This window comes from Caenimonas sedimenti (assembly GCF_007833165.1).
GTDB classification, from domain to species: Bacteria; Pseudomonadota; Gammaproteobacteria; order Burkholderiales; family Burkholderiaceae_C; genus Ramlibacter; species Ramlibacter sedimenti.
In genome coordinates this window covers 353,992-375,489 of the sequence record NZ_VOBQ01000002.1, presented here as the reverse complement: position 1 = coordinate 375,489, position 21,498 = coordinate 353,992, and the positions used below count along the sequence as shown (strand labels likewise).

At 68.6% G+C, this 21,498-nt stretch carries 28 protein-coding genes and 1 pseudogene; 18 read left to right on the top strand and 11 right to left on the bottom strand.

What is annotated here, in order from left to right:
* The first annotated feature begins 6 nt into the window (after window positions 1–6).
* Genes pyrG through FN976_RS02845 form a run of 7 tightly spaced genes read left to right on the top strand, consistent with a single transcriptional unit; the run spans window position 7 to window position 5,755 of the window.
* Window positions 7–1,692 carry a CTP synthase gene (gene pyrG, locus FN976_RS02875; protein ID WP_145890751.1) on the top strand — a complete coding sequence of 562 codons (1,686 nt, stop codon included), beginning with the start codon at window positions 7–9 and terminating at the stop codon, window positions 1,690–1,692.
* A complete protein-coding gene (kdsA, locus tag FN976_RS02870) occupies window positions 1,692–2,546 on the top strand; it encodes a 3-deoxy-8-phosphooctulonate synthase (protein WP_145890749.1) in 855 nt (284 codons plus the stop codon). The genes pyrG and kdsA overlap by 1 nt, the downstream gene beginning before the upstream one ends.
* Window positions 2,539–2,829, top strand: a complete 291-nt coding sequence (locus tag FN976_RS02865; RefSeq protein ID WP_145890748.1) for a DUF1330 domain-containing protein — start codon at window positions 2,539–2,541, stop codon at window positions 2,827–2,829. Before kdsA ends, FN976_RS02865 begins: the two co-directional genes overlap by 8 nt.
* Window positions 2,830–2,862: 33 nt before the next feature.
* On the top strand, window positions 2,863–4,146 hold the full coding sequence (eno, locus tag FN976_RS02860) for a phosphopyruvate hydratase (RefSeq protein ID WP_145890746.1): 1,284 nt from the start codon (window positions 2,863–2,865) through the stop codon (window positions 4,144–4,146).
* 16 nt (window positions 4,147–4,162) lie between these two features.
* On the top strand, window positions 4,163–4,438 hold the full coding sequence (locus FN976_RS02855) for a septum formation initiator family protein (protein WP_145890744.1): 276 nt from the start codon (window positions 4,163–4,165) through the stop codon (window positions 4,436–4,438).
* Window positions 4,439–4,493: 55 nt separating this feature from the next.
* The gene (gene pnuC / locus FN976_RS02850) at window positions 4,494–5,099 is read left to right on the top strand and encodes a nicotinamide riboside transporter PnuC (RefSeq protein WP_145890742.1); all 606 of its coding nucleotides are present in this window, start codon (window positions 4,494–4,496) and stop codon (window positions 5,097–5,099) included.
* A complete protein-coding gene (locus tag FN976_RS02845; protein WP_145890740.1) occupies window positions 5,096–5,755 on the top strand; it encodes an AAA family ATPase in 660 nt (219 codons plus the stop codon). Before pnuC ends, FN976_RS02845 begins: the two co-directional genes overlap by 4 nt.
* Here the strand turns inward: FN976_RS02845 and hslO are convergent.
* The gene (hslO, locus tag FN976_RS02840; RefSeq protein WP_145890738.1) at window positions 5,736–6,686 is read right to left on the bottom strand and encodes an Hsp33 family molecular chaperone HslO; all 951 of its coding nucleotides are present in this window, start codon (window positions 6,684–6,686) and stop codon (window positions 5,736–5,738) included. The two genes, FN976_RS02845 and hslO, sit on opposite strands and share 20 nt — an antisense overlap.
* On the bottom strand, window positions 6,686–7,210 hold the full coding sequence (locus FN976_RS02835) for a gamma carbonic anhydrase family protein (protein WP_145890736.1): 525 nt from the start codon (window positions 7,208–7,210) through the stop codon (window positions 6,686–6,688). The genes hslO and FN976_RS02835 overlap by 1 nt, the downstream gene beginning before the upstream one ends.
* Window positions 7,211–7,259: 49 nt before the next feature.
* Between FN976_RS02835 and FN976_RS02830 the strand changes: the two genes are divergently transcribed.
* The gene (locus FN976_RS02830) at window positions 7,260–8,036 is read left to right on the top strand and encodes a ferritin-like domain-containing protein (RefSeq protein ID WP_145890734.1); all 777 of its coding nucleotides are present in this window, start codon (window positions 7,260–7,262) and stop codon (window positions 8,034–8,036) included.
* Here FN976_RS02830 and FN976_RS02825 read toward each other — a convergent pair whose 3' ends face one another.
* Window positions 8,037–9,008, bottom strand: a complete 972-nt coding sequence (locus FN976_RS02825; RefSeq protein WP_145890732.1) for a Bug family tripartite tricarboxylate transporter substrate binding protein — start codon at window positions 9,006–9,008, stop codon at window positions 8,037–8,039.
* A gap of 149 nt (window positions 9,009–9,157) precedes the next feature.
* On the opposite strand from FN976_RS02825, the gene FN976_RS02820 reads away from it, so the two are divergent.
* The 5 genes and pseudogenes from FN976_RS02820 to FN976_RS02805 all read left to right on the top strand — a co-directional run bounded on the left by FN976_RS02820 (window position 9,158) and on the right by FN976_RS02805 (window position 12,350).
* Window positions 9,158–9,550 carry a carboxypeptidase regulatory-like domain-containing protein gene (locus FN976_RS02820; protein WP_145890730.1) on the top strand — a complete coding sequence of 131 codons (393 nt, stop codon included), beginning with the start codon at window positions 9,158–9,160 and terminating at the stop codon, window positions 9,548–9,550.
* A gap of 44 nt (window positions 9,551–9,594) precedes the next feature.
* Window positions 9,595–10,695, top strand: a pseudogene (locus tag FN976_RS02815) (saccharopine dehydrogenase NADP-binding domain-containing protein); the annotation flags it as partial.
* A gap of 12 nt (window positions 10,696–10,707) precedes the next feature.
* On the top strand, window positions 10,708–11,244 hold the full coding sequence (locus FN976_RS29115; RefSeq protein ID WP_222432767.1) for a DUF4166 domain-containing protein: 537 nt from the start codon (window positions 10,708–10,710) through the stop codon (window positions 11,242–11,244).
* Window positions 11,241–11,630, top strand: coding sequence for a thiol-disulfide oxidoreductase DCC family protein (locus FN976_RS02810; protein WP_145890727.1), 390 nt, complete (start codon window positions 11,241–11,243; stop codon window positions 11,628–11,630). The genes FN976_RS29115 and FN976_RS02810 overlap by 4 nt, the downstream gene beginning before the upstream one ends.
* 51 nt (window positions 11,631–11,681) lie before the next feature.
* On the top strand, window positions 11,682–12,350 hold the full coding sequence (locus FN976_RS02805) for a GntR family transcriptional regulator (RefSeq protein WP_145890725.1): 669 nt from the start codon (window positions 11,682–11,684) through the stop codon (window positions 12,348–12,350).
* Here the strand turns inward: FN976_RS02805 and FN976_RS02800 are convergent.
* The 5 genes from FN976_RS02800 to FN976_RS02785 all read right to left on the bottom strand — a co-directional run bounded on the left by FN976_RS02800 (window position 12,347) and on the right by FN976_RS02785 (window position 16,882).
* Window positions 12,347–13,072, bottom strand: a complete 726-nt coding sequence (locus FN976_RS02800) for a trypsin-like serine peptidase (protein ID WP_255440066.1) — start codon at window positions 13,070–13,072, stop codon at window positions 12,347–12,349. The two genes, FN976_RS02805 and FN976_RS02800, sit on opposite strands and share 4 nt — an antisense overlap.
* A gap of 92 nt (window positions 13,073–13,164) precedes the next feature.
* Complete coding sequence (locus FN976_RS02795) at window positions 13,165–13,533, bottom strand: hypothetical protein (protein WP_145890723.1); 369 nt, start codon at window positions 13,531–13,533, stop codon at window positions 13,165–13,167.
* Window positions 13,534–13,640: 107 nt separating this feature from the next.
* A complete protein-coding gene (locus tag FN976_RS02790) occupies window positions 13,641–15,311 on the bottom strand; it encodes an NAD(P)/FAD-dependent oxidoreductase (protein ID WP_145890721.1) in 1,671 nt (556 codons plus the stop codon).
* A gap of 71 nt (window positions 15,312–15,382) precedes the next feature.
* Window positions 15,383–15,550, bottom strand: coding sequence for a hypothetical protein (locus FN976_RS28770; RefSeq protein WP_186510733.1), 168 nt, complete (start codon window positions 15,548–15,550; stop codon window positions 15,383–15,385).
* Between the two features lie 48 nt (window positions 15,551–15,598).
* Window positions 15,599–16,882: a TIGR03862 family flavoprotein gene (locus FN976_RS02785; protein ID WP_145890719.1), complete on the bottom strand. Its 1,284-nt coding sequence runs from the start codon at window positions 16,880–16,882 to the stop codon at window positions 15,599–15,601.
* Between the two features lie 97 nt (window positions 16,883–16,979).
* Here FN976_RS02785 and FN976_RS02780 point away from each other — a divergent pair, with 97 nt between their 5' ends.
* The 5 genes from FN976_RS02780 to FN976_RS02765 all read left to right on the top strand — a co-directional run bounded on the left by FN976_RS02780 (window position 16,980) and on the right by FN976_RS02765 (window position 18,621).
* Complete coding sequence (locus FN976_RS02780) at window positions 16,980–17,168, top strand: hypothetical protein (protein ID WP_186510732.1); 189 nt, start codon at window positions 16,980–16,982, stop codon at window positions 17,166–17,168.
* Between the two features lie 200 nt (window positions 17,169–17,368).
* Window positions 17,369–17,590, top strand: a complete 222-nt coding sequence (cspE, locus tag FN976_RS02775) for a transcription antiterminator/RNA stability regulator CspE (protein ID WP_145890716.1) — start codon at window positions 17,369–17,371, stop codon at window positions 17,588–17,590.
* A gap of 59 nt (window positions 17,591–17,649) precedes the next feature.
* On the top strand, window positions 17,650–17,802 hold the full coding sequence (locus FN976_RS28765; protein WP_186510731.1) for a hypothetical protein: 153 nt from the start codon (window positions 17,650–17,652) through the stop codon (window positions 17,800–17,802).
* Between the two features lie 54 nt (window positions 17,803–17,856).
* Window positions 17,857–18,099 (top strand): hypothetical protein, encoded by a 243-nt coding sequence (locus FN976_RS02770; RefSeq protein ID WP_145890714.1) that lies wholly within the window; start codon window positions 17,857–17,859, stop codon window positions 18,097–18,099.
* A gap of 120 nt (window positions 18,100–18,219) precedes the next feature.
* Window positions 18,220–18,621 (top strand): response regulator, encoded by a 402-nt coding sequence (locus FN976_RS02765; protein ID WP_145890712.1) that lies wholly within the window; start codon window positions 18,220–18,222, stop codon window positions 18,619–18,621.
* 15 nt (window positions 18,622–18,636) lie between these two features.
* Here the strand turns inward: FN976_RS02765 and FN976_RS02760 are convergent, their stop codons facing one another.
* Genes FN976_RS02760 through xerD form a run of 3 tightly spaced genes read right to left on the bottom strand, consistent with a single transcriptional unit; the run spans window position 18,637 to window position 21,496 of the window.
* Window positions 18,637–19,608: a Bug family tripartite tricarboxylate transporter substrate binding protein gene (locus tag FN976_RS02760; protein WP_145890710.1), complete on the bottom strand. Its 972-nt coding sequence runs from the start codon at window positions 19,606–19,608 to the stop codon at window positions 18,637–18,639.
* A 13-nt stretch (window positions 19,609–19,621) separates the two neighbouring features.
* Window positions 19,622–20,581 (bottom strand): Bug family tripartite tricarboxylate transporter substrate binding protein, encoded by a 960-nt coding sequence (locus FN976_RS02755; protein ID WP_255440062.1) that lies wholly within the window; start codon window positions 20,579–20,581, stop codon window positions 19,622–19,624.
* A 30-nt stretch (window positions 20,582–20,611) separates the two neighbouring features.
* Complete coding sequence (xerD, locus tag FN976_RS02750) at window positions 20,612–21,496, bottom strand: site-specific tyrosine recombinase XerD (RefSeq protein WP_145890708.1); 885 nt, start codon at window positions 21,494–21,496, stop codon at window positions 20,612–20,614.
* Window positions 21,497–21,498: the final 2 nt, after the last annotated feature.

Below are 21,498 nucleotides of genomic sequence, written 5' to 3'. Positions count from 1 at the left end.
CCTGACATGACCAAATTCGTCTTCGTCACCGGCGGTGTGGTGTCCTCCCTCGGCAAGGGAATCGCCTCAGCCTCCCTCGCAGCGATCCTGGAGTCGCGGGGCCTCAAAGTCACTCTCATCAAGCTGGATCCGTACCTCAACGTCGATCCCGGCACGATGTCGCCCTTCCAGCACGGGGAAGTCTTCGTCACCGACGACGGCGCGGAGACCGATCTCGACCTCGGCCACTACGAGCGCTTCGTCACCACGCGCATGCGCAAGGCGAACAACTTCACGACGGGCCAGATCTACAAGAGCGTGCTCGAGAAGGAACGCCGCGGCGACTACCTCGGCAAGACGGTGCAGGTGATCCCGCACGTCACCAACGAGATCCAGGAATTCATTCGCCGCGGAGCGGGCCTGGGCGCTCCCAACGAATCGGATGTGGCCATCGTGGAGATCGGCGGGACGGTGGGCGACATCGAGTCGTTGCCCTTCCTCGAAGCCGTCCGGCAGATGAGCCTGAAGATGGGCCCCAACAACTCGGCGTTCGTCCACCTCACCTACGTCCCCTGGATCGCCGCGGCGGGCGAGCTGAAGACCAAACCGACCCAACACACCGCCAAGCAGCTGCGCGAGATCGGCATCTCGGCGGACGCCCTGCTCTGCCGCGCCGACCGCCGCGTGCCCGACGACGAAGCCGAGAAGATCAGCCTGTTCACCAACGTGCCGCGCTGGGGCGTGATCAGCATGTGGGACGTCGACTCCATCTACAAGGTGCCGCGCATGCTGCACGAGCAGGGCCTGGACGGCCTGATCTGCGACAAGCTGCGGCTGAACACGCCGCCCGCGAACCTGCGCCGCTGGGACGACCTGGTGCACGAGGTGGAGCATCCGCGCGGCGAGGTGAACATCGCGATGGTCGGCAAGTACGTCGACCTGTCGGACAGCTACAAGTCGCTGAACGAGGCGCTGCGCCACGCCGGCCTGAAGAACCATGTGCGCGTGAAGATCGACTATGTCGACTCCGAGACGATCACGCCCGAAACGGTGTCCATGCTGGGCCGGTTCGACGCCATCCTGGTGCCGGGCGGCTTCGGCAAGCGCGGCATCGAAGGCAAGATCGCCGCCGCCCGCTTCGCGCGCGAGAACAAGCTGCCCTACCTGGGCATCTGCCTGGGCATGCAGGTCGCCACGATCGAGGTCGCCCGCGACATCGCCGGGCTGGCTGGCGCGAACAGCACCGAATTCGATCCCGACACGCCGCACCCCGTCATCGCCCTCATCACCGAGTGGCAGGACAAGGACGGCAGCATCCAGACCCGCAGCGAAACCTCCGACCTGGGCGGCACCATGCGGCTGGGCGCGCAGAGTTCCGATGTCGCCAAGGGCACCCTGGCGCACAAGATCTACGGCGACGTGGTCAACGAGCGGCACCGCCACCGCTATGAGGCCAACGTCAACTACCTCGGCCAGTTGCGGGACGCCGGCCTCGTCATCTCCGCGCTGACGCAGCGTGAGCAGCTGACCGAGATCGTCGAGCTGCCGCAGGACGTGCACCCGTGGTTCATGGGCGTGCAGTTCCACCCTGAGTTCAAGTCGACGCCGTGGGACGGCCACCCGTTGTTCAACTCGTTCATCCAGGCCGCGTGCGATCACCAGGCGGGCGCACAGAAGTCCGCCGGGGGCAAGTCGCTGAAGGCGGTGGCCTGATGAAACTGTGCGGGTTCGAAGCGGGGCTGAACCAGCCCTTCTTCCTGATCGCCGGGCCCTGCGTCGTCGAATCCGAGCAACTGCAATTCGACGTGGCGGGCCAGTTGAAGGAGATGACCGCCGCGCTCGGCATCCCCTTCATCTTCAAGAGCAGCTACGACAAGGCGAACCGCTCGTCCGGCACCAGCTTCCGCGGGCCGGGCATGGAACGCGGCCTGGAGATCCTCGGCAAGGTGAAGAAGGAACTGAAGGTTCCCATCATCACCGACGTGCACACCGAAGCCGAGATTCCGAGGGTCGCCGAGGTGGTGGACGTGCTGCAGACGCCGGCCTTCCTGTGCCGCCAGACCGACTTCATCCGCGCCGTCGCGCAGTCGGGCAAGCCGGTCAACATCAAGAAGGGCCAGTTCCTCGCGCCCGGCGACATGAAGAACGTGATCCAGAAGGCCCGCGATGCCGCGCGCGAGAAGGGCTTGCCGGAAGACAGCTTCCTGGCCTGCGAACGCGGCGCCAGCTTCGGCTACAACAACCTGGTGAGCGACATGCGCTCGCTCGCCATCATGCGCGACACCGGCGCGCCGGTGGTGTTCGACGCCACCCACTCCGTGCAGTTACCGGGCGGCCAGGGCACCAGCTCCGGCGGCCAGCGCGAGTTCGTGCCGGTGCTGGCCCGCGCGGCCATCGCCGTCGGCGTGGCCGGCGTGTTCATGGAAACACACCCCGATCCGGCCAAGGCCCTGTCGGATGGCCCGAACGCCGTGCCGCTCAAGCACATGAAGGCCCTGCTCGAAACGCTGGTGGCGCTGGACCGCGTCACCAAGAAGAACGGCTACCTGGAGAACGACTTTGCCTAGCGCCTACATCCTCGCGAACGTCCGCGTCACCAACCCCGAGCAGTACGAGGAGTACAAGAAGCTCTCCACCATCGCCATGAAGGCGCACGGCGCTGAAGTGTGCGTGCGCGGCGGGGCCACGGAGGTGCTCGAAGGTGACTGGACGCCGGACCGCGTGGTGCTGCTCAAGTTCCCGTCGGTGGAACAGGCCAAGGCGTTCAACGATTCACCCGAATACGCCGCGGCCCGGGCATCGCGGCAGGGCGCCGCGATCATGCGCATGGTCGTCATCGAAGGTGTCTGAGAACAAATATCAAGGAACGGAGAAGAAAACCCCATGAGCGCAATCGTTGACATCGTCGGCCGCGAGATCCTGGACTCGCGCGGCAACCCCACCGTCGAATGCGACGTGCTGCTGGAATCCGGCACCATGGGCCGCGCGGCCGTGCCGTCCGGCGCCTCCACCGGCAGCCGCGAAGCCATCGAGCTGCGTGACGGCGACCCCGAGCGCTACCTGGGCAAGGGCGTGCTGAAGGCCGTGGAGCACATCAACACCGAGATCTCCGAGTCGGTGCTGGGCCTCGATGCGTCCGAACAGAACTTCCTGGACAAGACCCTGATCGACCTGGACGGCACCGACAACAAGAGCCGCCTGGGCGCCAACTCCATGCTGGCGGTGTCGATGGCCGTGGCGCGCGCGGCCGCCGAGGAATCCGGCCTGCCGCTGTACCGCTACTTCGGCGGCATGAACGGCTGCCTGCTGCCGGTGCCGATGATGAACGTGGTGAACGGCGGCGCGCATGCCAACAACAACCTCGACCTGCAGGAGCTGATGATCATTCCCGTGGGGGCGCCGAGCTTCCGCGAAGCCCTGCGCTATGGCGCCGAAGTCTTCCATGCGCTGAAGAAGATCATCCACGACAAGAACATGAGCGTCGCGGTCGGTGACGAAGGCGGCTTCGCGCCGAACGTCGAGAACCATGAGGCCGCGATCCAGATGATCCTGCAGGCGATCGAGAAGGCCGGCTACAAGCCCGGCGAGCAGATCGCCCTGGGCCTCGACTGCGCCTCGAGCGAGTTCTACAAGGACGGCATCTACGACCTGACGGCCGAAGGCCAGCGCATGAATGCCGCCGACTGGATCGGCACGCTCGAGAGCTGGGTCGGCAAGTACCCCATCATCAGCATCGAGGACGGCATGGCCGAAGGCGACTGGGACGGCTGGAAGCTGCTGACCGAACGCCTGGGCAGGAAGGTGCAGCTGGTCGGCGACGACCTGTTCGTCACCAACACCAAGATCCTGAAGGAAGGCATCGACAAGGGCATCGCCAACTCGATCCTGATCAAGATCAACCAGATCGGCACGCTGACCGAAACCTTCGCGGCCATCGAGATGGCCAAGCGCGCGAACTACACCTCGGTCATCAGCCACCGTTCGGGCGAGACGGAGGACTCCACCATTTCCGACATCGCCGTGGGCACCAACGCCGGCCAGATCAAGACCGGCTCGCTCTCGCGGTCCGACCGCATGGCGAAGTACAACCAGCTGCTGCGCATCGAGGAAGACCTCGGCGACGTCGCGCAGTACCCCGGCCGCGGCGCGTTCTACAACCTGCGCTGAAGGTCTCCCCACACCGATGCCGCCCCGCCTGGTCGCCGCGCTGCTGATCGGCCTGCTGGCCGTGGTGCAGGCCCAGCTCTGGTTCGGGCGCGGCAGCGTCGGCAACGTGGCGGAACTCCAGCGCAAGCTCGACGATCAGAAGGCGCGCAACGCCATCGCGGTGCAGGCGAATGAACGCCTCGCCGCCGAAGTGCGGGACCTGCAGGAGGGGCTGGAGATGGTGGAGGAGAAGGCGCGGCTCGAATTGGGCATGGTCAAGCCGAACGAAGTGCTGGTCCAGGTCGCGAAGTAGGCAAAGGCTGTCATTGCGGGCTCCACCCGCAATCCATCTCCCTGCGCCACCATCCATGCCCGACATCCTCTTCGCCGAAGCCTTCCAGCTCTGGGGCTCGCCCACCACCTGGCTGGAGATCGCCGCCGTGGTGCTGGCGCTCGCGATGGTCGCCTGCAACATCCGCGAGATCCACTGGGGCTGGCCGCTGGCGATCGCGAGCTCCCTGCTGTACTTCGCACTCTTCTGGCGCAGCAAGCTGTATGGCGACGCGTCCCTGCAGATGTTCTTCGCGCTCATCGCACTGTGGGGCTGGTTCCAGTGGCTGCGCGGCAAGCGCCCCGATGGCTCGGCGCTGCGCGTGGCCCGGCTGACGCGCCCCGCTCTCGCCGCGGCACTGGCGGCCGGCGCCGTCCTGTGGCCGCTGATCGCCCTCTTCCTCGACAGCTACACCGACACCGACGTCGCCTGGTGGGACGCCTTCCCCACCGCATTCAGCGTGGTGGGCCAGATCCTCCTGGGCCGCAAGTACATCGAGAACTGGGCGGTCTGGATCGCCGTCAACATGGTCGCGGCGGGCCTGTTCGCTTTCAAGGGCTTGTGGCTCACCACCGGCCTCTACATCGTGTTCATTGCCCTGAGCCTCGCGGGTTGGCGCGCCTGGCGCGCGCGCCTCGCATGACGGCGCGCAAGATCGCGCTGCTGGGCGCCGAAAGCACCGGCAAGACGCAGCTGTCCCAGGACCTCGCCACGGCATTGGGGGCGCAAGGCCTGCGCGTGAACGTGGTGGCCGAGGTGCTGCGCGAATGGTGCACGCGCGAAGGGCGGACGCCGCGCCCCGAGGAGCAGCTGCCGATCGCGCGGGAGCAGGAGCGCCGGGTCGACACCGCCGCGGCCGGCGCCGACCTCGTCATCGCCGACACCACGTCGCTCATGGTGGCCATCTACAGCGCCATGCTGTTCGAGGACGGCACGCTGTACCGCTTCGCGCTGGAGCGCCAGCGCACGTACGACCTCACGCTGGTGATGGGGCTGGACTTGCCCTGGGTCCCCGATGGCCTGCAACGCGACGGGCCGCACGTGCGCGATCCGGTCGATGCCCTGGTACGCGCGGGCCTGCAGCGGGCGGGCGTCCCCTACCAGGTGGTCTATGGCACCGGCGACGCGCGGCTGGCCGGGGCGCTGTCGGCCGTGCACCGCGCCGGGCTGGCTGCGCCCACCGTGCCCGCGGTGCCGGCCATGGACGGTGGCCGGTCCTGGGCCTGGGTCTGCGACAAGTGCAGCGATCCGGAGTGCGAGCACCGGCTGTTCGGCCGGCTCATTGCACGGAAGAACTGACCGGCGGCTGGTCGGTGCTGGCGAGGAAGATGCGCGCGGCATCCACGGCGTCGAAGCGGTACTTCAAGCCGCAGAAATCGCAGCCGACCTCGATCTCCTTGCGCTCGGCCAAAATGCTGTCGGCCTCCTCGCGGCCGAGCCCCCGGATCATGCCGGCCACGCGCTCGCGGCTGCAGGTGCAGGCGAAGCGCGGGGTCTGCGGCTCGAAGCGCAGCAGCTTTTCCTCCCAGTAGAGGCGGCGCAGGATGGTCTCCACGTCGAGCTCCAGCAGTTCGCCCCGCGTCAAACTGGCCGTCAGCGTGGCGATCCTGTTGAAGTGCTCCAGCTGGTCCTCGAGGTCGCCCGCGGCTTTCGCCAGGTTGCCTTCGCCGTCGGCCGGCAGGCGCTGGATCAGGATGCCGGCGGCCACGTTCGCATCGGCCGCCAGCACGAGGCGCGTGTCGAGCTGCTCCGACTGGCGCATGTAGTGCTCCAGCACGTCGCTCATGCGCTGCTGCTTCTCGCCGCCGGCGCCGTTGAGCGGCACCACGCCCTGGTAGGCCTGCTGCCCCGGCGCCTTCTCCTTGGGGTCGAGCGTGATCGCGCAGCGGCCCCGCCCGTTGACGTTCACCAGGTCTGGCAGGCGCGCATTCGCGTCCACGTCGCCGATCACCTTGGCCGTCACCCGCAGGCTCAGGTCGTGCTGCACTTCGGCCACCGCCACCTTGACGGGCCCCTCTCCGAAGATCTGCATGATGAGCGCGCCGTTGAACTTGATGTTCGACTGCATCAGCGTGCCGGCAGCCGCCATCTCGCCGAGCATCTCCACCACCGGCCAGGGCCAGGCTTCCTCCTGGCGGCGTGCCTGCACTTCGCGCCAGGCATCCGTGAGCCGGACGATCATGCCACGCACCGGCAAGCCTTCGAACAGGAACTTGTGCAACTCGGACATCAGCTGATCTTCTTGAGCCCTTTGATATAGCGCTGGGCGTTCTGCACGTAGTGATCGGCGTTCAGCTTCAGCTTCGCGACGGCGGCATCGTCGAGCGTGCGCACCACTTTCGCGGGTGACCCGAAGATCAGCGAGTTGTCGGGGAACTCCTTGCCTTCCGTGACCACGCTGCCGGCGCCCACGATGCAGTTGCGGCCGATCTTCGCGTTGTTGAGCACCACCGCCTGGATGCCGATCAGCGAGTTGTCGCCGATGGTGCAGCCATGCAGCATGACCTGGTGCCCGATGGTCACGTTCTCGCCGATGGTGAGCGGCACGCCGGTGTCGGAGTGCAGCATCGAGAGATCCTGGATGTTGCTGTTGCGGCCGATGCGGATGGGTTCGTTGTCGCCCCGGACCACCACCCCGAACCAGATGCTGGCGCCCTCCGCCATTTCCACGTTGCCGATGACCTGCGCGCTGTCGGCGACCCAGGCCCCCGTTCCGAGTTGGGGAGACTTGCCGTCGAGTTCGTAGAGCGCCATGGGGATTCCGGGTGAAAATTGGAATTGTAGGGACCCCTGCGGAGACGCGATGAAGACGTTACGCCAAGACGCACTGGCGGTGGTGGCGCAGCCGGACCCCGCGGCCAAGGCACGGCTGGCCCGGGCGCTGCTGCCGGACGGGCCCTGTGGCGAGGACGAGCCGCTGGCGGAACCTCCCGGGCTGCCCGGGCGGCCGGAGCAGCCGGTGCTCGTGCCGCATACCGAACTAAAGCAGCGATCGATGAAGACCGTCGAAGGCCGCGCCACGCTCATCCATGCGCTGGCGCACATCGAGCTGAACGCCATCGACCTGGCGGCCGACGCCATCTGGCGGTTCCCGGGGATGCCGGCCTTGTTCTATCGCCAATGGGCCGTGGTGGCGCAGGAGGAAGCGCTCCACTTCCTGCTGCTGCGTGAGCACCTGCAATCGCTCGGCTACGACTACGGCAGCTTTCCGGCGCACAACGGTCTCTGGGAGATGGCTGAAAAAACGAAACACGACCTGCTCGCCCGGCTGGCGCTGGTGCCGCGCACGCTGGAGGCGCGCGGGCTGGATGCCGCGCCGCCCATGCGCATCAAGCTGGTGAACGCCGGTGACCTGCGCGCGGGCGAGATCCTCGAGGTGATCCTGCGCGATGAGGTGGGCCACGTGGCCGTGGGCAACCACTGGTACCGCCACGTCTGCGCGGAGCGTGGGCTGGATCCCGTGGCGACCTACCCCTTGCTGGCCACGCAGTACGGCGCACCGCGCCTGCGCGGGCCCTTCAACATGGAAGCACGGCGCGCGGCTGGGTTCGACGAAGACGAACTCGCCGCATTGGGCTGACTACTCCACCTTCGCACCGGAGAAGTTGACGATCTTCGCCCACTTCTCGGTTTCCGCGCGGTGCAGCGTCCAGAATTCCTCGGGCGTGCCGGGAATGGGCACGCCGCCCAGGTCGGCCAGCTTGGCGCGCATGGCGGGGTCCGCCAGCGCCGCGTTGAACTCGCGATTGAGCCGCGCGATGATGGCCGGCGGCGTGCCCTTGGGCGCGGCCACGCCGAACCAGGCGCTGGCTTCGTAGCCGGGCACCGCCTCGGCCACCGTCGGGATGTCCGGCAGCGCGGGGGAACGCTGCGCACTGGTGACGGCGAGCGCGCGCACCGAGCCGTTGCGGATGTGCCCGATGATGGACGGCATGTTGTCGAAGATCACGTCGACCTGGCCACCGATCAGGTCGGTGGTCGCCGGGCCCGCGCCCTTGTAGGGCACGTGCTTCATCTGCACCCCGGCCATGAACTTGAACATCTCGCCCGAAAGGTGGACGGACGTGCCGGAGCCCGACGACGCCATGTTGACCTTGTCCGGGTTCTTCTTGGCGTAGTCGATGAATTCCGCGAGCGTGCGCGCGGGGAAGTTCTTGGTGACCGTCATCACGTTGGGGACGCGGATGAAGCCGGCGATGGGCGCCATGTCGTTGAGGAAGTTGAACGACAGGTTGTTGTACAGCGACGCGTTGATCGCGTTGGCGGGATTGACCAGGAAGATGGTGTAGCCATCAGGGGCCGCCTTGATCGCGGCCTCCGTTCCGATGTTGTTGCCGCCGCCGGCCCGGTTCTCCACCAGCACCTGCTGCCCCACGCGCTGCGACAGCCATTGGCCCATGAGCCGGGCGACGAGGTCGGTGGAGCCGCCGGGCGGGTACGAAACGATCCAGCGGATGGGTTTGTTGGGGTATGCCGCATCGGTCTGGGCGGCAATGCCGAATGCACTGCACAGCAAGACGATGCCGGTGACGAACCTGGACAGCAAGCGCATGGAGTCTCCTGGTGAATGGGCGTGACAACCGCCCTGGCGGTCCAGCCTAAGCGCTGCCCCGCGGCATCGTCAACCGGTGACACCCTGTGGAAGGTCTCCTACAGCCGCGCAGCGGCGCGCGGGCTAGATTGAGTCAACCGGAGACGACGATGAGAAAGTTCCTATTCGCGCTGGCCGCGGTCCCTGCCATGGCGCTGGCGCAAGCCCCAACGGCAACTTCACCGGCGGCCTATCGCTGTGGCGGTGTCGGGCAGGATGAACAGCAGGCCATGAAGGCCCAGGCCGCCAGCCATGACGCCATGCTCACGTTCGCCGTGGACAACGGCGCCTACCTGGCGGACGTGGAGGTGCAGATCCGCGACGCGCGCGGTGCCACCGTGCTGCAGGCCCGCTGTGGCGGGCCCCTGATGCTGGTGGACCTGCCGCAGGCCGGCCATTACCTGATCACGGCCACGGCCAAGGGCCAGACCCTGCGGCGCTCGGCGCAGATCGGTGGCGGCGGCAAGCCGGAGCGGCTGGCGTTCATCTGGCCCGTCGGTTAGCTCGCTGGTCGAGAGCAGTTCCATGCGTGGACTAGACTCCATGCATGGCGTCTTGCCACGTGCTTCTTCTCGGCGGCTACGGCTTCTTCGGCAGGCGTCTCGCCAACCGGCTCTCACGCATTCCCGGCGTCCGGATCACCATCGCCGGGCGTGATGCACGCCAGGCCGCGGCGTTGGCGGCGCAACTTGTGCCGCCCGGCGAGCACACGGGCCTGGACGCCGCTGCTGCGGACTTCGGCGCAGGCCTCGTCGAGCTCCGTCCCACCGTCGTCGTCAACGCTTCCGGTCCGTTCCAGGGCCAGGACTACCGCATCCCGCGCGCATGCATCGCCGCGGGCGTGCACTACGTCGACATCGCCGACGGCGTGGCCTACGCCGCGGGCATCGCCGCGCTGGATGCCGAGGCGCGCGCGGCCGGTGTGGCCGTCATCAGCGGCGCCAGTTCGGTGCCGGCCCTGTCCTGCGCTGTGGTGGACGGGCTGGCGGCCGGCCTCGCGCGCGTGGACCACATCGACCTGGGCATCACGCCCGGCAACCGCACCGACCGCGGCCTCTCCACCGTGCTGGCGGCTCTCAGCTACTGCGGCCAGCCCATCTCGGCCGGCGGCGCGGCCGCGCCCGTGCACGGCTGGAGTGGCACCTGGTCACACACCTACCCCGCGCCAGTCGGCCGCCGGCTGCTGTCGCCCTGCGACGTGCCAGATCTCGCGCTGCTGCCCGGCCGCTACCCCGGCCGCTCCGTCGTTCGAATGGGGGCGGGCCTCGAGCTGGCGCTTCTGCAACGCGGGATGAACGCAATGGCGTGGCTGGCGCGCCGCGGGTGGGTGCGCGACTGGCGGCCGCACGCCGTGCTGCTGAAGCGCCTGTCCGACCTGTTGAAGCCGTTCGGCAGCGACGCCGGCGCGATGCACGTCACGGTGCAGGGGTGCGACCCGCAGGGGCGACCGGTGACGCGCAGCTGGCACCTGCTCGCGACCCATGGCGAAGGGCCTTTCGTCCCCACGCTGGCGGCCACGGCGCTCGTGCGCCGGCTGGCGCAGGGCATCCCCTGGCCGCCAGGCGCCACGCCGTGCGTCGGCCTGCTCACGCCGGACGAGATCCTGGCCGAGGCCGAGGGCCTGCGCATCACGGCGGCCACTGATCCAGAGCCGGCACCGATGTTCGAATCCCTCATGGGCGAGCGCTACCGCGGCCTGCACGAGGACGTGCGCGCCTTCCACGACTTGCGCGGGACGGTCACGCTGCACGGCGAGGTCCGCACCGAACCGGCCCAGACGCCCCTGGGCGCCCTGCTCGGGCTGGCGATGGGCACCCCGCGCGTGGCCAGCTCCGGTCCGCTGCGTTTCGAGCTTTGCGATGTCGACGGGGCGCAGCGCTGGACACGTCATTTCCCGCACCGCGCCATGACGTCGCGCATGTCCGTCAACCGCGGTGAACTGGTCGAGCGGCTGGGCCCGTCGCGCCTCACGTTCAAGCTGGATGAGCAGGCCGGCCGGCTGCACATGCGGCTGGCACGCATGCATTTCCTGGGCGTGCCCTGCCCCGCCTGGCTGATGCCGCGCATCGTCGCCGTGGAAGAAGGCGGCCAGGGCCGGCTGCATTTCGACGTGAGCGCCAGCGTGCCGGGGCTGGGGCGCGTGGTCGGCTACAAAGGCCATCTCGTCGTGGCAGGCGTCGCCGAGGCCGCCGCTTGATCATCGTCTTCGACGCCCAGTGCCTGCTGTGCAGCGGCTGGGTGCGCTTCCTGCTGGCGCGGCCGGCCGGCGGGCAGATCCGCTTCGCGTCCATCCAGGGCGCCACCGGCCGGCGCCTGCTCGCGCAAGCTGGCCTGAACCCGGACAACCTGCAGACGCTGCTGGTGATCGACGGGAATCGGTCCTGGCAGGAAACGGCTGCGATCCTGCGCGTGCTGGACGCACTGGGCTGGCCCTGGAAGCTGGCCTGGCTGGGCTGGATCGCCCCGGCGCCGCTGCGCGATGCGGCCTACCGCTGGTTCGCGCGCAACCGCTACCGGCTATTCGGCCGGAGCGAGGTCTGCATGCTGCCGCAGCCGCAGGACGCCGCACGCTTCCTCGACTAGGAACCGACGCGCGGCACCCCGCTAGCGGCGGCGCAGGTCTACGATGACAGGATGAGGACGCAAGAGGTCCAGCCCAGACTGGTGGTACTCGTCCAGGACGCCATCCTGGCGGACATCGCCGCGGGCAAGCTGCCGCCCGGGACCCGCATCGCCGAAGACCGGATCGCGCGCGACCTCGGCGTGGCGCCGCGGCCCGTGCACCAGGCGGTGCTCGTCCTGCGCCGCCTCGGCGTGCTGTGCGACGCGTCCGGCGAAGGCCTGGAAGTCGCGCCCATGAACGCCGACCACGTGCGCGACATGTTCGAAGTGCGGGCCGTGCTGGAAGGCCTGGCCTTCCGCCAGGCAGCGCTGCGCAACGCGAACCGTGCCGCCACGGAAGGGCCTTCGTACATCGCCGCCGGCCGCCGGGCGGAGGCCAGCGGCCAGGTGGCCGACATGATCGAGGCCGACATGGCGTTCCATGATTTCATTTACGCCCTGTCCGGCAACCAGCTGATCGCCCCCGCCGTCGAGGCGCACTGGACCGACCTGCAGCGGGTGATGGGTGACGCACTGATGCCCGGCTCGCATCCGGGCGACTTGTGGGACCAGCATGAGGCCATGCTGTGGGCCGTAGCGACCGGCGACGCGGACGACGCCGAGCGCCTGGCCCGTGCCCACGTCCAGTGCTCGGGCGAAGCCACGCTGGACCGCCTGCACGGCGCCCGACGGCATGCCTAGTCGGTCAACGTCTTCAGGATGTCCGCGTACCAGGCGCAGTTGAGCCCCAGCGATTCGTCGACCCCGCGCTCGCGGCTGCGCATGTCCATCTGCGCGGAATGGATGCCGAGCAGCTTCCAAGGCAGCGAGGCCGGGCCATCGGGGTCTTGCATGACGACCGGCGAGCCGCTCGCTCCGCGGTGGACGCGGGCATCGGTCAGGAAATAACCGCGCCCCTGGAAACGCACGCCGAACGCCGACGCCACTGTGGCCTGGCGCGCCACGGCCAGGTGGTGCACGGTGTCGTAGAACCCCAGCGGATAGCCGACCACCAACAGCGCGCTGCCCAGCCGCACCTCTTCGAGGGGGCCTTGCAGGTGCTCCAGGGTGAACGGCCGGATTTCCACGCCCTCGGGGAGGGCGTCCCGGTCCAGTTCGATGGAAGCGACGTCGATCTCGCCGCCCGAGTCGGTGGCCTGGCGCCAGACGCTGCGGCGGTCCTCGTAGAGCGGGATCTGGAACACCCTCGAGCGCGACAGGTCGACCGCGTCCACGTGCAACGTGACTTCGATGCGATCGGGATGATGGCCGCTCGGCGAATCCACCAGCACGTGCCGGCTGGTGATCAGGAACAGTCGCTCTTCCCGCTCGAAGAAGAAGCCGCTCGCCGCCGTCAGCACGCGGCTGCCGGCGAAGGTGGACAGGCGCGCGACCGCCAGCAGCAGGGGTTCGATCACCGCCATGGCGGGGCCCGGCGGCGTGGCGGCACGCGGTGGTGTGAAGGTAAGGCGAAGATGGCGATGCCGGGTTTATACCCCGCGCCACCTGCATCCACTCAAGGCACCTTGGTTTCGGTCTGGCGAATGACTCCGCCGCCTTCCACGCTGCCGCTGGTGGAACCGGCGCCGAGAATGCGCTGCACGCAGGCCTCGCGGTCGGCCGCCGGCTGCGCATTGCAACGCGCGGTGGCGTTGCCGGCCAAGTCGCCCGACGACTTGCTGCCCAATGCCCCGCGGCGCGCTTCGTCCCGGGCGGCGCCCGCTTCCTTCAGGCAGGTCGCCCGGTCCTGATGCGACTTGCCGCTCATGCAGTGGGCGCGCTCCTTCTGGTAAGCCTGCTCGGCGGCTGAAGGGCCGGCGGCCCAGGCGGCGGGCAGGACGGCCAGCGAAAAGGTGGCCAAGGCGATTCTGGTGAAGTGGTTCAAGGAGGGCTCCCGGGTTGATGGCCCAGCATCCACTGACCTTCCAACCTCAGCTGTGCGCGCAGCGCCTGCGTGGCCGTAGGCGCAAATCGCACGCGCCGGCGACGTTCTCAGCCCAACGCCACGCCCAGCATCGCCCGCGCGACCGATTCCGCCACCTCGATGCCGTCGACGCCGGCCGACATGATCCCGCCCGCATAGCCCGCGCCCTCGCCGGCCGGGTAGAGCCCGCGGACGTTCAGGCTCTGGTGCTGGCGGTCCCGGGTGATGCGCAGGGGCGACGAAGTGCGCGTCTCGACACCCGTCAGCACGGCATCCGGCATGGAAAAGCCGGGGATCTGCCGCTCGAATGCCGGCAAGGCTTCGCGGATGGCGTCCAGCGCGTACCCAGGCAGGCTCTCGCGGCCCGGTTGCGCGAGATCGGTCAGGTGGACGCCCGGCTTGTACGAAGGCTGCACGCCCCCGAAGGCACTGCTGCGCTGCCGCCGGATGAAGTCGCCCACCAGCTGCCCCGGCGCCACGTAGCCGCCCTCACCGAGTTCGTAGGCCCGCGACTCCCAGAAGCGCTGGAACACCATGCCGTCCAGCGGGTTCACCGGGCCTTCGCTGGCGCCGTCCTGCCGGTAGTCCTGCGGGGCGATGCCGACCACGATGCCGGCATTGGCGTTGCGCTCGTTGCGCGAATACTGGCTCATGCCGTTGGTCACGACGCGCAGCGGTTCCGACGTGGCGGCCACCACCGTGCCGCCCGGGCACATGCAGAAGCTGTAGACGCTGCGGCCGTTCTTCGCGTGATGCACCAGCTTGTAGTCGGCCGCGCCCAGGATGGGGTTGCCGGCATTCGGCCCGAAGCGCGCCCTGTCGATCACGCCTTGCGGGTGCTCGATGCGGAAGCCGACCGAGAACGGCTTGGCTTCCATGAACACCCCTCGGCCATGCAGCATGGTGAAGGTGTCGCGCGCGCTGTGGCCCAGGGCCAGCACCACGTGGTCGGCCCGCAGCTGCTCGCCGGAGGCGAGCGTGACACCGCGCATGTGCCCCATGTCGCCCGCCTGCTCGATCAGGACGTCGGTGACCTGCTGCTCGAAGCGGATCTCGCCGCCCAGCGCGACGATGTCGGCACGCATCTTCTCCACCATGCTGACCAGGCGGAACGTGCCGATGTGCGGCTTGCTGACGTAGAGGATTTCCTCCGGCGCACCCGCCTTGACGAACTCCGTGAGCACCTTGCGCGTGAGGTGGCGCGGGTCGCTGATCTGGCTCCACAGCTTGCCGTCGCTGAAGGTGCCGGCGCCACCCTCGCCGAACTGCACGTTCGACTCCGGGTTCAGCACGCCCTGGCGCCACAGGCCCCAGGTGTCCTTGGTGCGCTGGCGCACCTCCTTGCCGCGTTCCAGCACGATGGGCTTGAGGCCCATCTGCGCCAGCAGCAGCGCGGCGAAGAGGCCGCAGGGGCCGAAGCCCACCACCAGCGGGCGCGGCCGCTGGTGCGCGTGGAAGTCCGCGGGTGCGCGGACAGCGAAATGGTAGGAGGTGTCGGGCGCGGGCTTCAGGTGCGCGTCACCCGGGTGCGCGGCCAGGACCGCGGCTTCGTCCCGGACTTCGCAATCGATCGTGTAGATCAGGACGATGGCGGTCTTCTTGCGCGCGTCGTAGGCGCGGCGGAAGACGGTGAATCCGGTCAGGTCCGCATCGGCCACGCCGAGGCGCCGCACGACGGCGGGGCGCAGTGCGTCCTCCGCATGGTCCAGCGGCAGGCGCAGTTCGGTGATTCGCAGCATCGTCCGGGATTCTCCAGCGCCTGAATGCAAATCGCCGCCCGCAGGCGGCGTTCCGGCTGGCGCGGTGCGGGTCAGCCGCCCTTGCGGGGGCGCTTGCCCGGGTTCTTCTTGCTGCGCGTGTGCGAGCCGCGCTCCAGGCTGATCTTCTGGCCGTGGCCGGTCGTGGAAGTGGCCCCCTTGGGCGCGATGGGTTTCGGGGTGGCGCGGCGGTCCGCTTCGGTGACGATCTTGTTGCCCATGACGGCTCCGTTGGGTGGGTGATGTGGAAAGGAACCCTCGATTATCCCTCAGCCGGCGGCAGGACGCCCGGCCAGCCATTGCAGCGCGCCTTCCGCCGCCTGGCGGCCAGTTGCCAGGCAGGCCGTCAGCAGGTAGCCGCCGGTGGGCGCTTCCCAGTCGAGCATCTCCCCCGCGCAAAAGACGCCGGGGACCTCGCGCAGCATCAGGCCGTGTCCCAGCGCTTCGAAGGCGACGCCGCCGGCCGTGCTGATCGCCTCGGCGACCGGGCGGGGCCGGACCAGGGGCATCGGCAACGCCTTCAATGCACGCGCCAGTGCCGCCGCGTCGTTCAGCTCCTCGATCGTCAAGAGTTCGTGCAGCAGCGTGCTCTTCAGCCCCTGCACGCCCAGGCGGTTCTTCAGGTGGTTGGACAGGCTGCGCGTGCCGCGCGGCCGCTGGATCTCGGCCAGCACCTGCTGCGGCGTGTGCTGCGGCAACAGGTCCACCAGCCATTCGGCGTGCCCATGCACGGTGATGTGATCGCGCAGGGACGCGCTGAACGCATAGACCAGGCTGCCTTCGACACCTGTTTCGGTCAGCACGAATTCGCCTTGTTGGCGAAGCACCTGGCCGTGGCCGTCGGTGAAACTAGCGGCCACGGGCTTGACAGGCTGGCCGGCGAAGCGGGTGCGCAGGTGGTCGCTCCAGCCCACGCGCCCGGTGCCGGGAACCGCCACGTCGAAGCCGCAATTCGCGGGCTGCAGGGGCGCCACGGCAACCCCGCGTTCGCGCAGCCACGGCACCCATGCGCCGTCGGAGCCCAGCCGGGGCCAGCTGGCGCCACCGAGCGCGAGCACGGTCGCGGCGGCCGCATGGCTCACTTCACCGCCGGGCGTGCCGAACCGCAGCGCACCACTGTCATCCCAACCCAGCCAACGATGGCGCGGATGGAAAACGACGCCCGCCGCACGCAGGCGCTGCAGCCAGGCGCGCAGCAAGGGCGCGGCCTTCATGTCGGTCGGGAACACACGGCCGGAGCTGCCGACGAATGTGGCGATGCCGAGTCCCGCCGCCCACGCCCGCACGGCGGAAGCATCGAAGTTCCCGATGGCATCGTGCAGCTCGGCGCTGCGGCGCCCGTAGCGTGCGAGGAAGGGTGCGGCCGCCTCCGAGTGTGTCAGGTTCAGGCCACCGCGGCCCGCCAGCAGGAACTTGCGCCCGACGGAGGGCATGGCGTCGAAGACGTCGACGGCCACGCCTTCTTGCGCAAGCCGCTCCGCCGCCATCAACCCGGCGGGGCCCCCGCCGACGACGGCGATGGCGGGTGAAGGGGTCGGAGGGGCGGCTCTCATGATCTTTCGCGACCGCGATTGTCCATGCGGCGGGTACTTTCGGGCGCATACTGCAACCTGCCGGGGTTCCGGCAGGAGGGCGCCGATGAAGCAAGACGTGAAAACGAAGATCCGCTCGGGCGGGTTGCGCTACGAGACGAAGGCGGGTTCGTCCCCCGAATTCCCCGGCGCGCTGGGCGCGACCATGAGCTGCTTCCACTGCAGCAGGCACGTGCCCCGGTCGACGCTCGAATCGTTCCAGTTCGCGGGCTCGCGGCAATACCGCTGCCGCGGCGGGTGCTGCTGATTGGCCAGCCGGGCCGGCGTCACATCCCGCAATGCGGTATCATGCGCAGGCCTGACGTCACAAAGACCGTCACTCCGTAGGTCTCTCCTCCCTCTCCCGTTCGCCGGGAGTCGCTGTCGAATCCCCCAAACGATGATTTTCTTGGCGTTACGCGCCGCGCCGGCGTGTTGCCGCGCGGTTTTCATCTGAAAGGCATCGACATGACGACGCAAACCGGCACCGTGAAGTGGTTCAACGAAAGCAAGGGCTACGGCTTCATCACCCCTGATGACGGCGGCAAGGACCTGTTCGCCCACTTCCGCGAGATCCAGAGCACGGGCTACAAGACCCTGGCCGAGAACGACCGCGTGCAATTCACCGTGACGCAGGGTGCCAAGGGCCCGCAGGCGTCCACGATCAGCCCGATCGCCGCCCAGGCCTGACGGCCCGCGCCGGGGCCTCGCGCCCCGGCTCCCACGACCATCCAGACCAAGGAGACCGCATGCCGAAGCCGAACTATTCGTACGAGAAGCGACAGCGCGAACTGGAAAAGAAGCGGAAGAAGGAAGAGAAGGCCACCAGGAAGACCCTGCCGTCTTCGCCGCCCTCCGCCGAACCGTCTTCGCCCCCCGCCCCCGCCGGCCCACCGGACTGACCGCGGGCGCGCCACGGCGTGCAGCCTCCTACAACCAGAACAATAAAAGGCACCATGAATTTTCACGAACCAGCCATCACCGCAGGCAAGTACCTCATCTCGCCGCTCATCAAGGCCCTCGAAAACGGCTGGTACGCCTGCTCGGTGTCCATCCGCTCGGGCTCCGGCAGCAGCACGACCGATCGCGTCCTGCGTCTCACCCGCCTGTTCCGCGACCGCCTCGCTGCCGCCGACTACGCGCGCGCCGAAGGGCTGCAATGGATCGGCATCCCCCGCCCGGCGCCCCGGCTCGCCTGATCCACCGGCCGGCGGACGCTCCGTTTCGTCGGAGCGCTCCTACAGATTTGCACGGTTGCACCTACAGACGGACGAGCAACGCACATTTAATGTGATTCATTACTCCGCGAACCGCAGTACATGATCGTCGCCAGCCAAGTCATTCCTGTTTTCCTCATCGAAGACTCCCGCAACATGCAGTCGGCCCTGGCCGAGTTGTTCGATGTTGTCGGGGGGTTCGAAATCGTCGCCACCGCCGCCACCGAAACCGCCGCGACCGCCTGGTTGCAGCGCAGCCAATCCGATTGGGGGCTGGCGGTCGTCGACCTCATGCTCGATGAAGGCACCGGCTTCAACCTGCTGCAGCGCCTGAAGACGGCGCGGCCACGAGCCCACGTCGTCGTGCTGAGCGACTTCGTCACGCCCGCGGTCGAGACGCGCTGCCGCGCCATGGGCGCGGATGCGGTTTTCCGCAAGGTGGACGCGCAGCGCTTCAGCGCGTACCTGGAGCAATTGTCCAGCGGCGCGCTCGACCGGGAATAGCGCTCTCGGCGGCCTCTACTCCGCCTTGATTCCAGCCGCCTGCACGATGCGGGCATTGCTTTCGGACTCGGCCGCGATCTGCCGCGCGAATTCCGCCGCGCTGCCGCCCGTGGGCACGTTGTCGCTGGCCAGGAGCCGGCTTCGCACATCGCCTTGCGCCAGCAGCTTGTTGATCTCCGCATTGACGCGCTCCACCGCGGCCGTGGGCGTGCCGGCCGGCGCGAAAACGCCGAACAGCGACGTGAGGTTGGCGCTCGCGTGGCCGAGCTCGGCCAGCGTCGGCACCTGCGGCAAGGCTTCCAGCCGCGCCGGCGCGCCGACCGCGAGCGCACGCAACTTGCCGGCCTTCAGGTGCGCCATCACCGCCGGGCCCGCGTTCACGGAAAGCACCTCGAACTGACCGGACAGCGCATCGGTGATCTGCTGGCCGCCGCCCTTGTAGGGCACGTGCGTGATACGCACCTTGGCGCTCGCTTGCAACTGTTCCAGCATGATGTGCCCCAGCGACGCCGGCCCGGACGTTGCCCAGCGCACCGCGCCCGGCTTCGCCTGCGCCGCGGCCAGCAGCTCGCGGAAGTCCTTGGCGGTGGTGGCCGGCGTGGCCAGCAGCAGGACCGGCGAGAACATGACGCTGGCCACCGCCACGATGTCCTTCGCCGGATCGAACGGCGACTTGCCCAGGTGCGGATTCAACGCCAGCGGGCTGATCGCCGAGAAGCCCAGCGTGTGGCCATCGGGCGCCGCCTTCGCGACCGCATCCATGCCGATGGTGCCGCTGGCGCCGGCCTTGTTCTCCACCACGACCGGCTGGCCCAGCGGGCCGGCCAGGCGCTCGGCCAGCAGCCGCGCCACCGCGTCGCTCACGCCGCCGGGCGGATAGGCCACCACGATGCGCACCGGCCGGGTGGGCCAGGTGCCTTGGGCGTGCAGCGGCAGCGCCGCGCCCGCCAGTGCGGCCAGCGCCGCGCGTCGGTTCAACTGATGCATGAGGCCCACCGGGTCAATCGAGCTGCAACTTGCGTTCGCGGATGAGCTTCGCCCATTTCTCGTTGTCGCCTTTCACGAAAGCAGCGAACTCCGCCGGGCCCTGCGAATGCACCTCCGAGCCCGCGACCGCGAACTTCGCCTTCAAGTCAGGGTTCGCCAGCACCTTGGCGAGTTCGGCGGCGAGCCGGTCCACGACTTCCTTCGGCATGCCCGCAGGGCCAACCAGCCCCTGGAAGCCGACCGACTCCAGCGCCGGCAGGCCCTGCTCGCGCGCCGTGGGCACGTCGGGCAGCTGCGGATCGCGACGGGCGCCGGTGACCGCCAGCGCCTTCAGCTTGCCGCCCTTGATCTGCGGCAGCAGCACGGTACCGGCGTCGATCAGGACCTGCGTCTGGCCGCCGATCAGGTCCTGCACGGCCGGCGCGCTGCCCTTGTACGGGACATGTGTCATGTCGAGGCCCGTGGCCTGGTTCATCAGCTCGCCGTTCAGGTGGGTGGAAGTACCGTTGCCCGCCGACGCGTAGTTGACCTTGCCCGCGTTGGCCTTGGCCCAGGCGACGAACTCGCGCAGGTCCTTGGCCGGATGGTCCGGCCGCGTCACGACGATGTAGCTGCCCTGGCTGATCTGGCCGATGTACGTGAACTGCTTGACCGGGTCGTAGGGCAGCTTGGCCTGCAGGTACGGCGCGATGGCGAACGGGCCGGTGTTGGCCAGCAGCAGCGTGTAGCCGTCCGGCGCGGCACGGGTGAGTTCACCCGCCGCGAGCATGCCGCCAGCGCCCGGCTTGTACTCCATCACGACTTGCTGCTTCAGCGCCTCCTGCAACGGGTGCTGCACCGTGCGGGCGGTGAAATCGATGCCGCCGCCCGGCGGGAAGCCGACGATCAGGCGGATGGGTTTGGTGGGATAAGCCTGGGCCAGCGCGAGGCCGGCCGCGCCGGCCAGGGCCAGCATCACGACGAACTTCTTCAAAACATGTCTCCTTCGGGGAAAGAGATTATCTCAACCGCGCGGATGGTGCCTAGCATGCAGCGCCTTCAACCGCTCTCGGGCCACGTGGGTATAGATGGTGGTGGTGGAGATGTCCGCATGGCCCAGCAGCATCTGCACGGCGCGCAGGTCCGCGCCATGGTTCAGCAGGTGGGTCGCGAAGGCATGGCGCAGCGTGTGCGGCGACAGCGGCGCGGTGATGCCGGCGCGTGCCGCATGCTTCTTCACGATGAGCCAGAACATGGCGCGGGTCATGCTGTGGCCGCGCGAAGTCACGAACAGGTCGTCGGTCTGCTGGCCGGACAGGATCTGCGATCGCGCTTCGGCCAGATAACGGGCGATCCAGTCGCGCGCGACTTCACCGAAGGGGACGAGGCGCTCCTTGCTGCCCTTGCCCATGACACGCAGCACGCCTTCGTTCATGCCCACCGCGAAAGTCTTCAACCCGACGAGCTCACTCACCCGCAGGCCGCTGGCATACATCAGCTCCAGCATGGTGCGGTCGCGCAGGCCCAGGGGCACGTCGACATCGGGCGCACCGAGCAGCAGCTCCACCTGCGACTCGGTCAGTGTCTTCGGCACGCGCAGCGGCTGCTTGGCCGACTGCAGCTTGAGCGTCGGGTCGACGGTCAGCAGCCGCTCGCGCAGGGCCCAACGGAAGTAGCGCTTGAAAACGGTGAGCCGGCGGTTCGCCGACGTGGGCCGGCTGCCCGCGTGGCGCGCGGCGAAGTAGGCATGGAGGTCGGCCTCGCCTGCGCCCACCAGCGGCCGCTCGTGCGTGGCGGCCAGCCAGCGCTCGAGCAGCTCCAGGTCGCGCCGGTAGGCGGCCAGGGTGTTCCTGGCCAGCCCCTCCTCCAGCCACAGGGCGTCGATGAAGCTGTCGACGCTCTCGCTCAAAG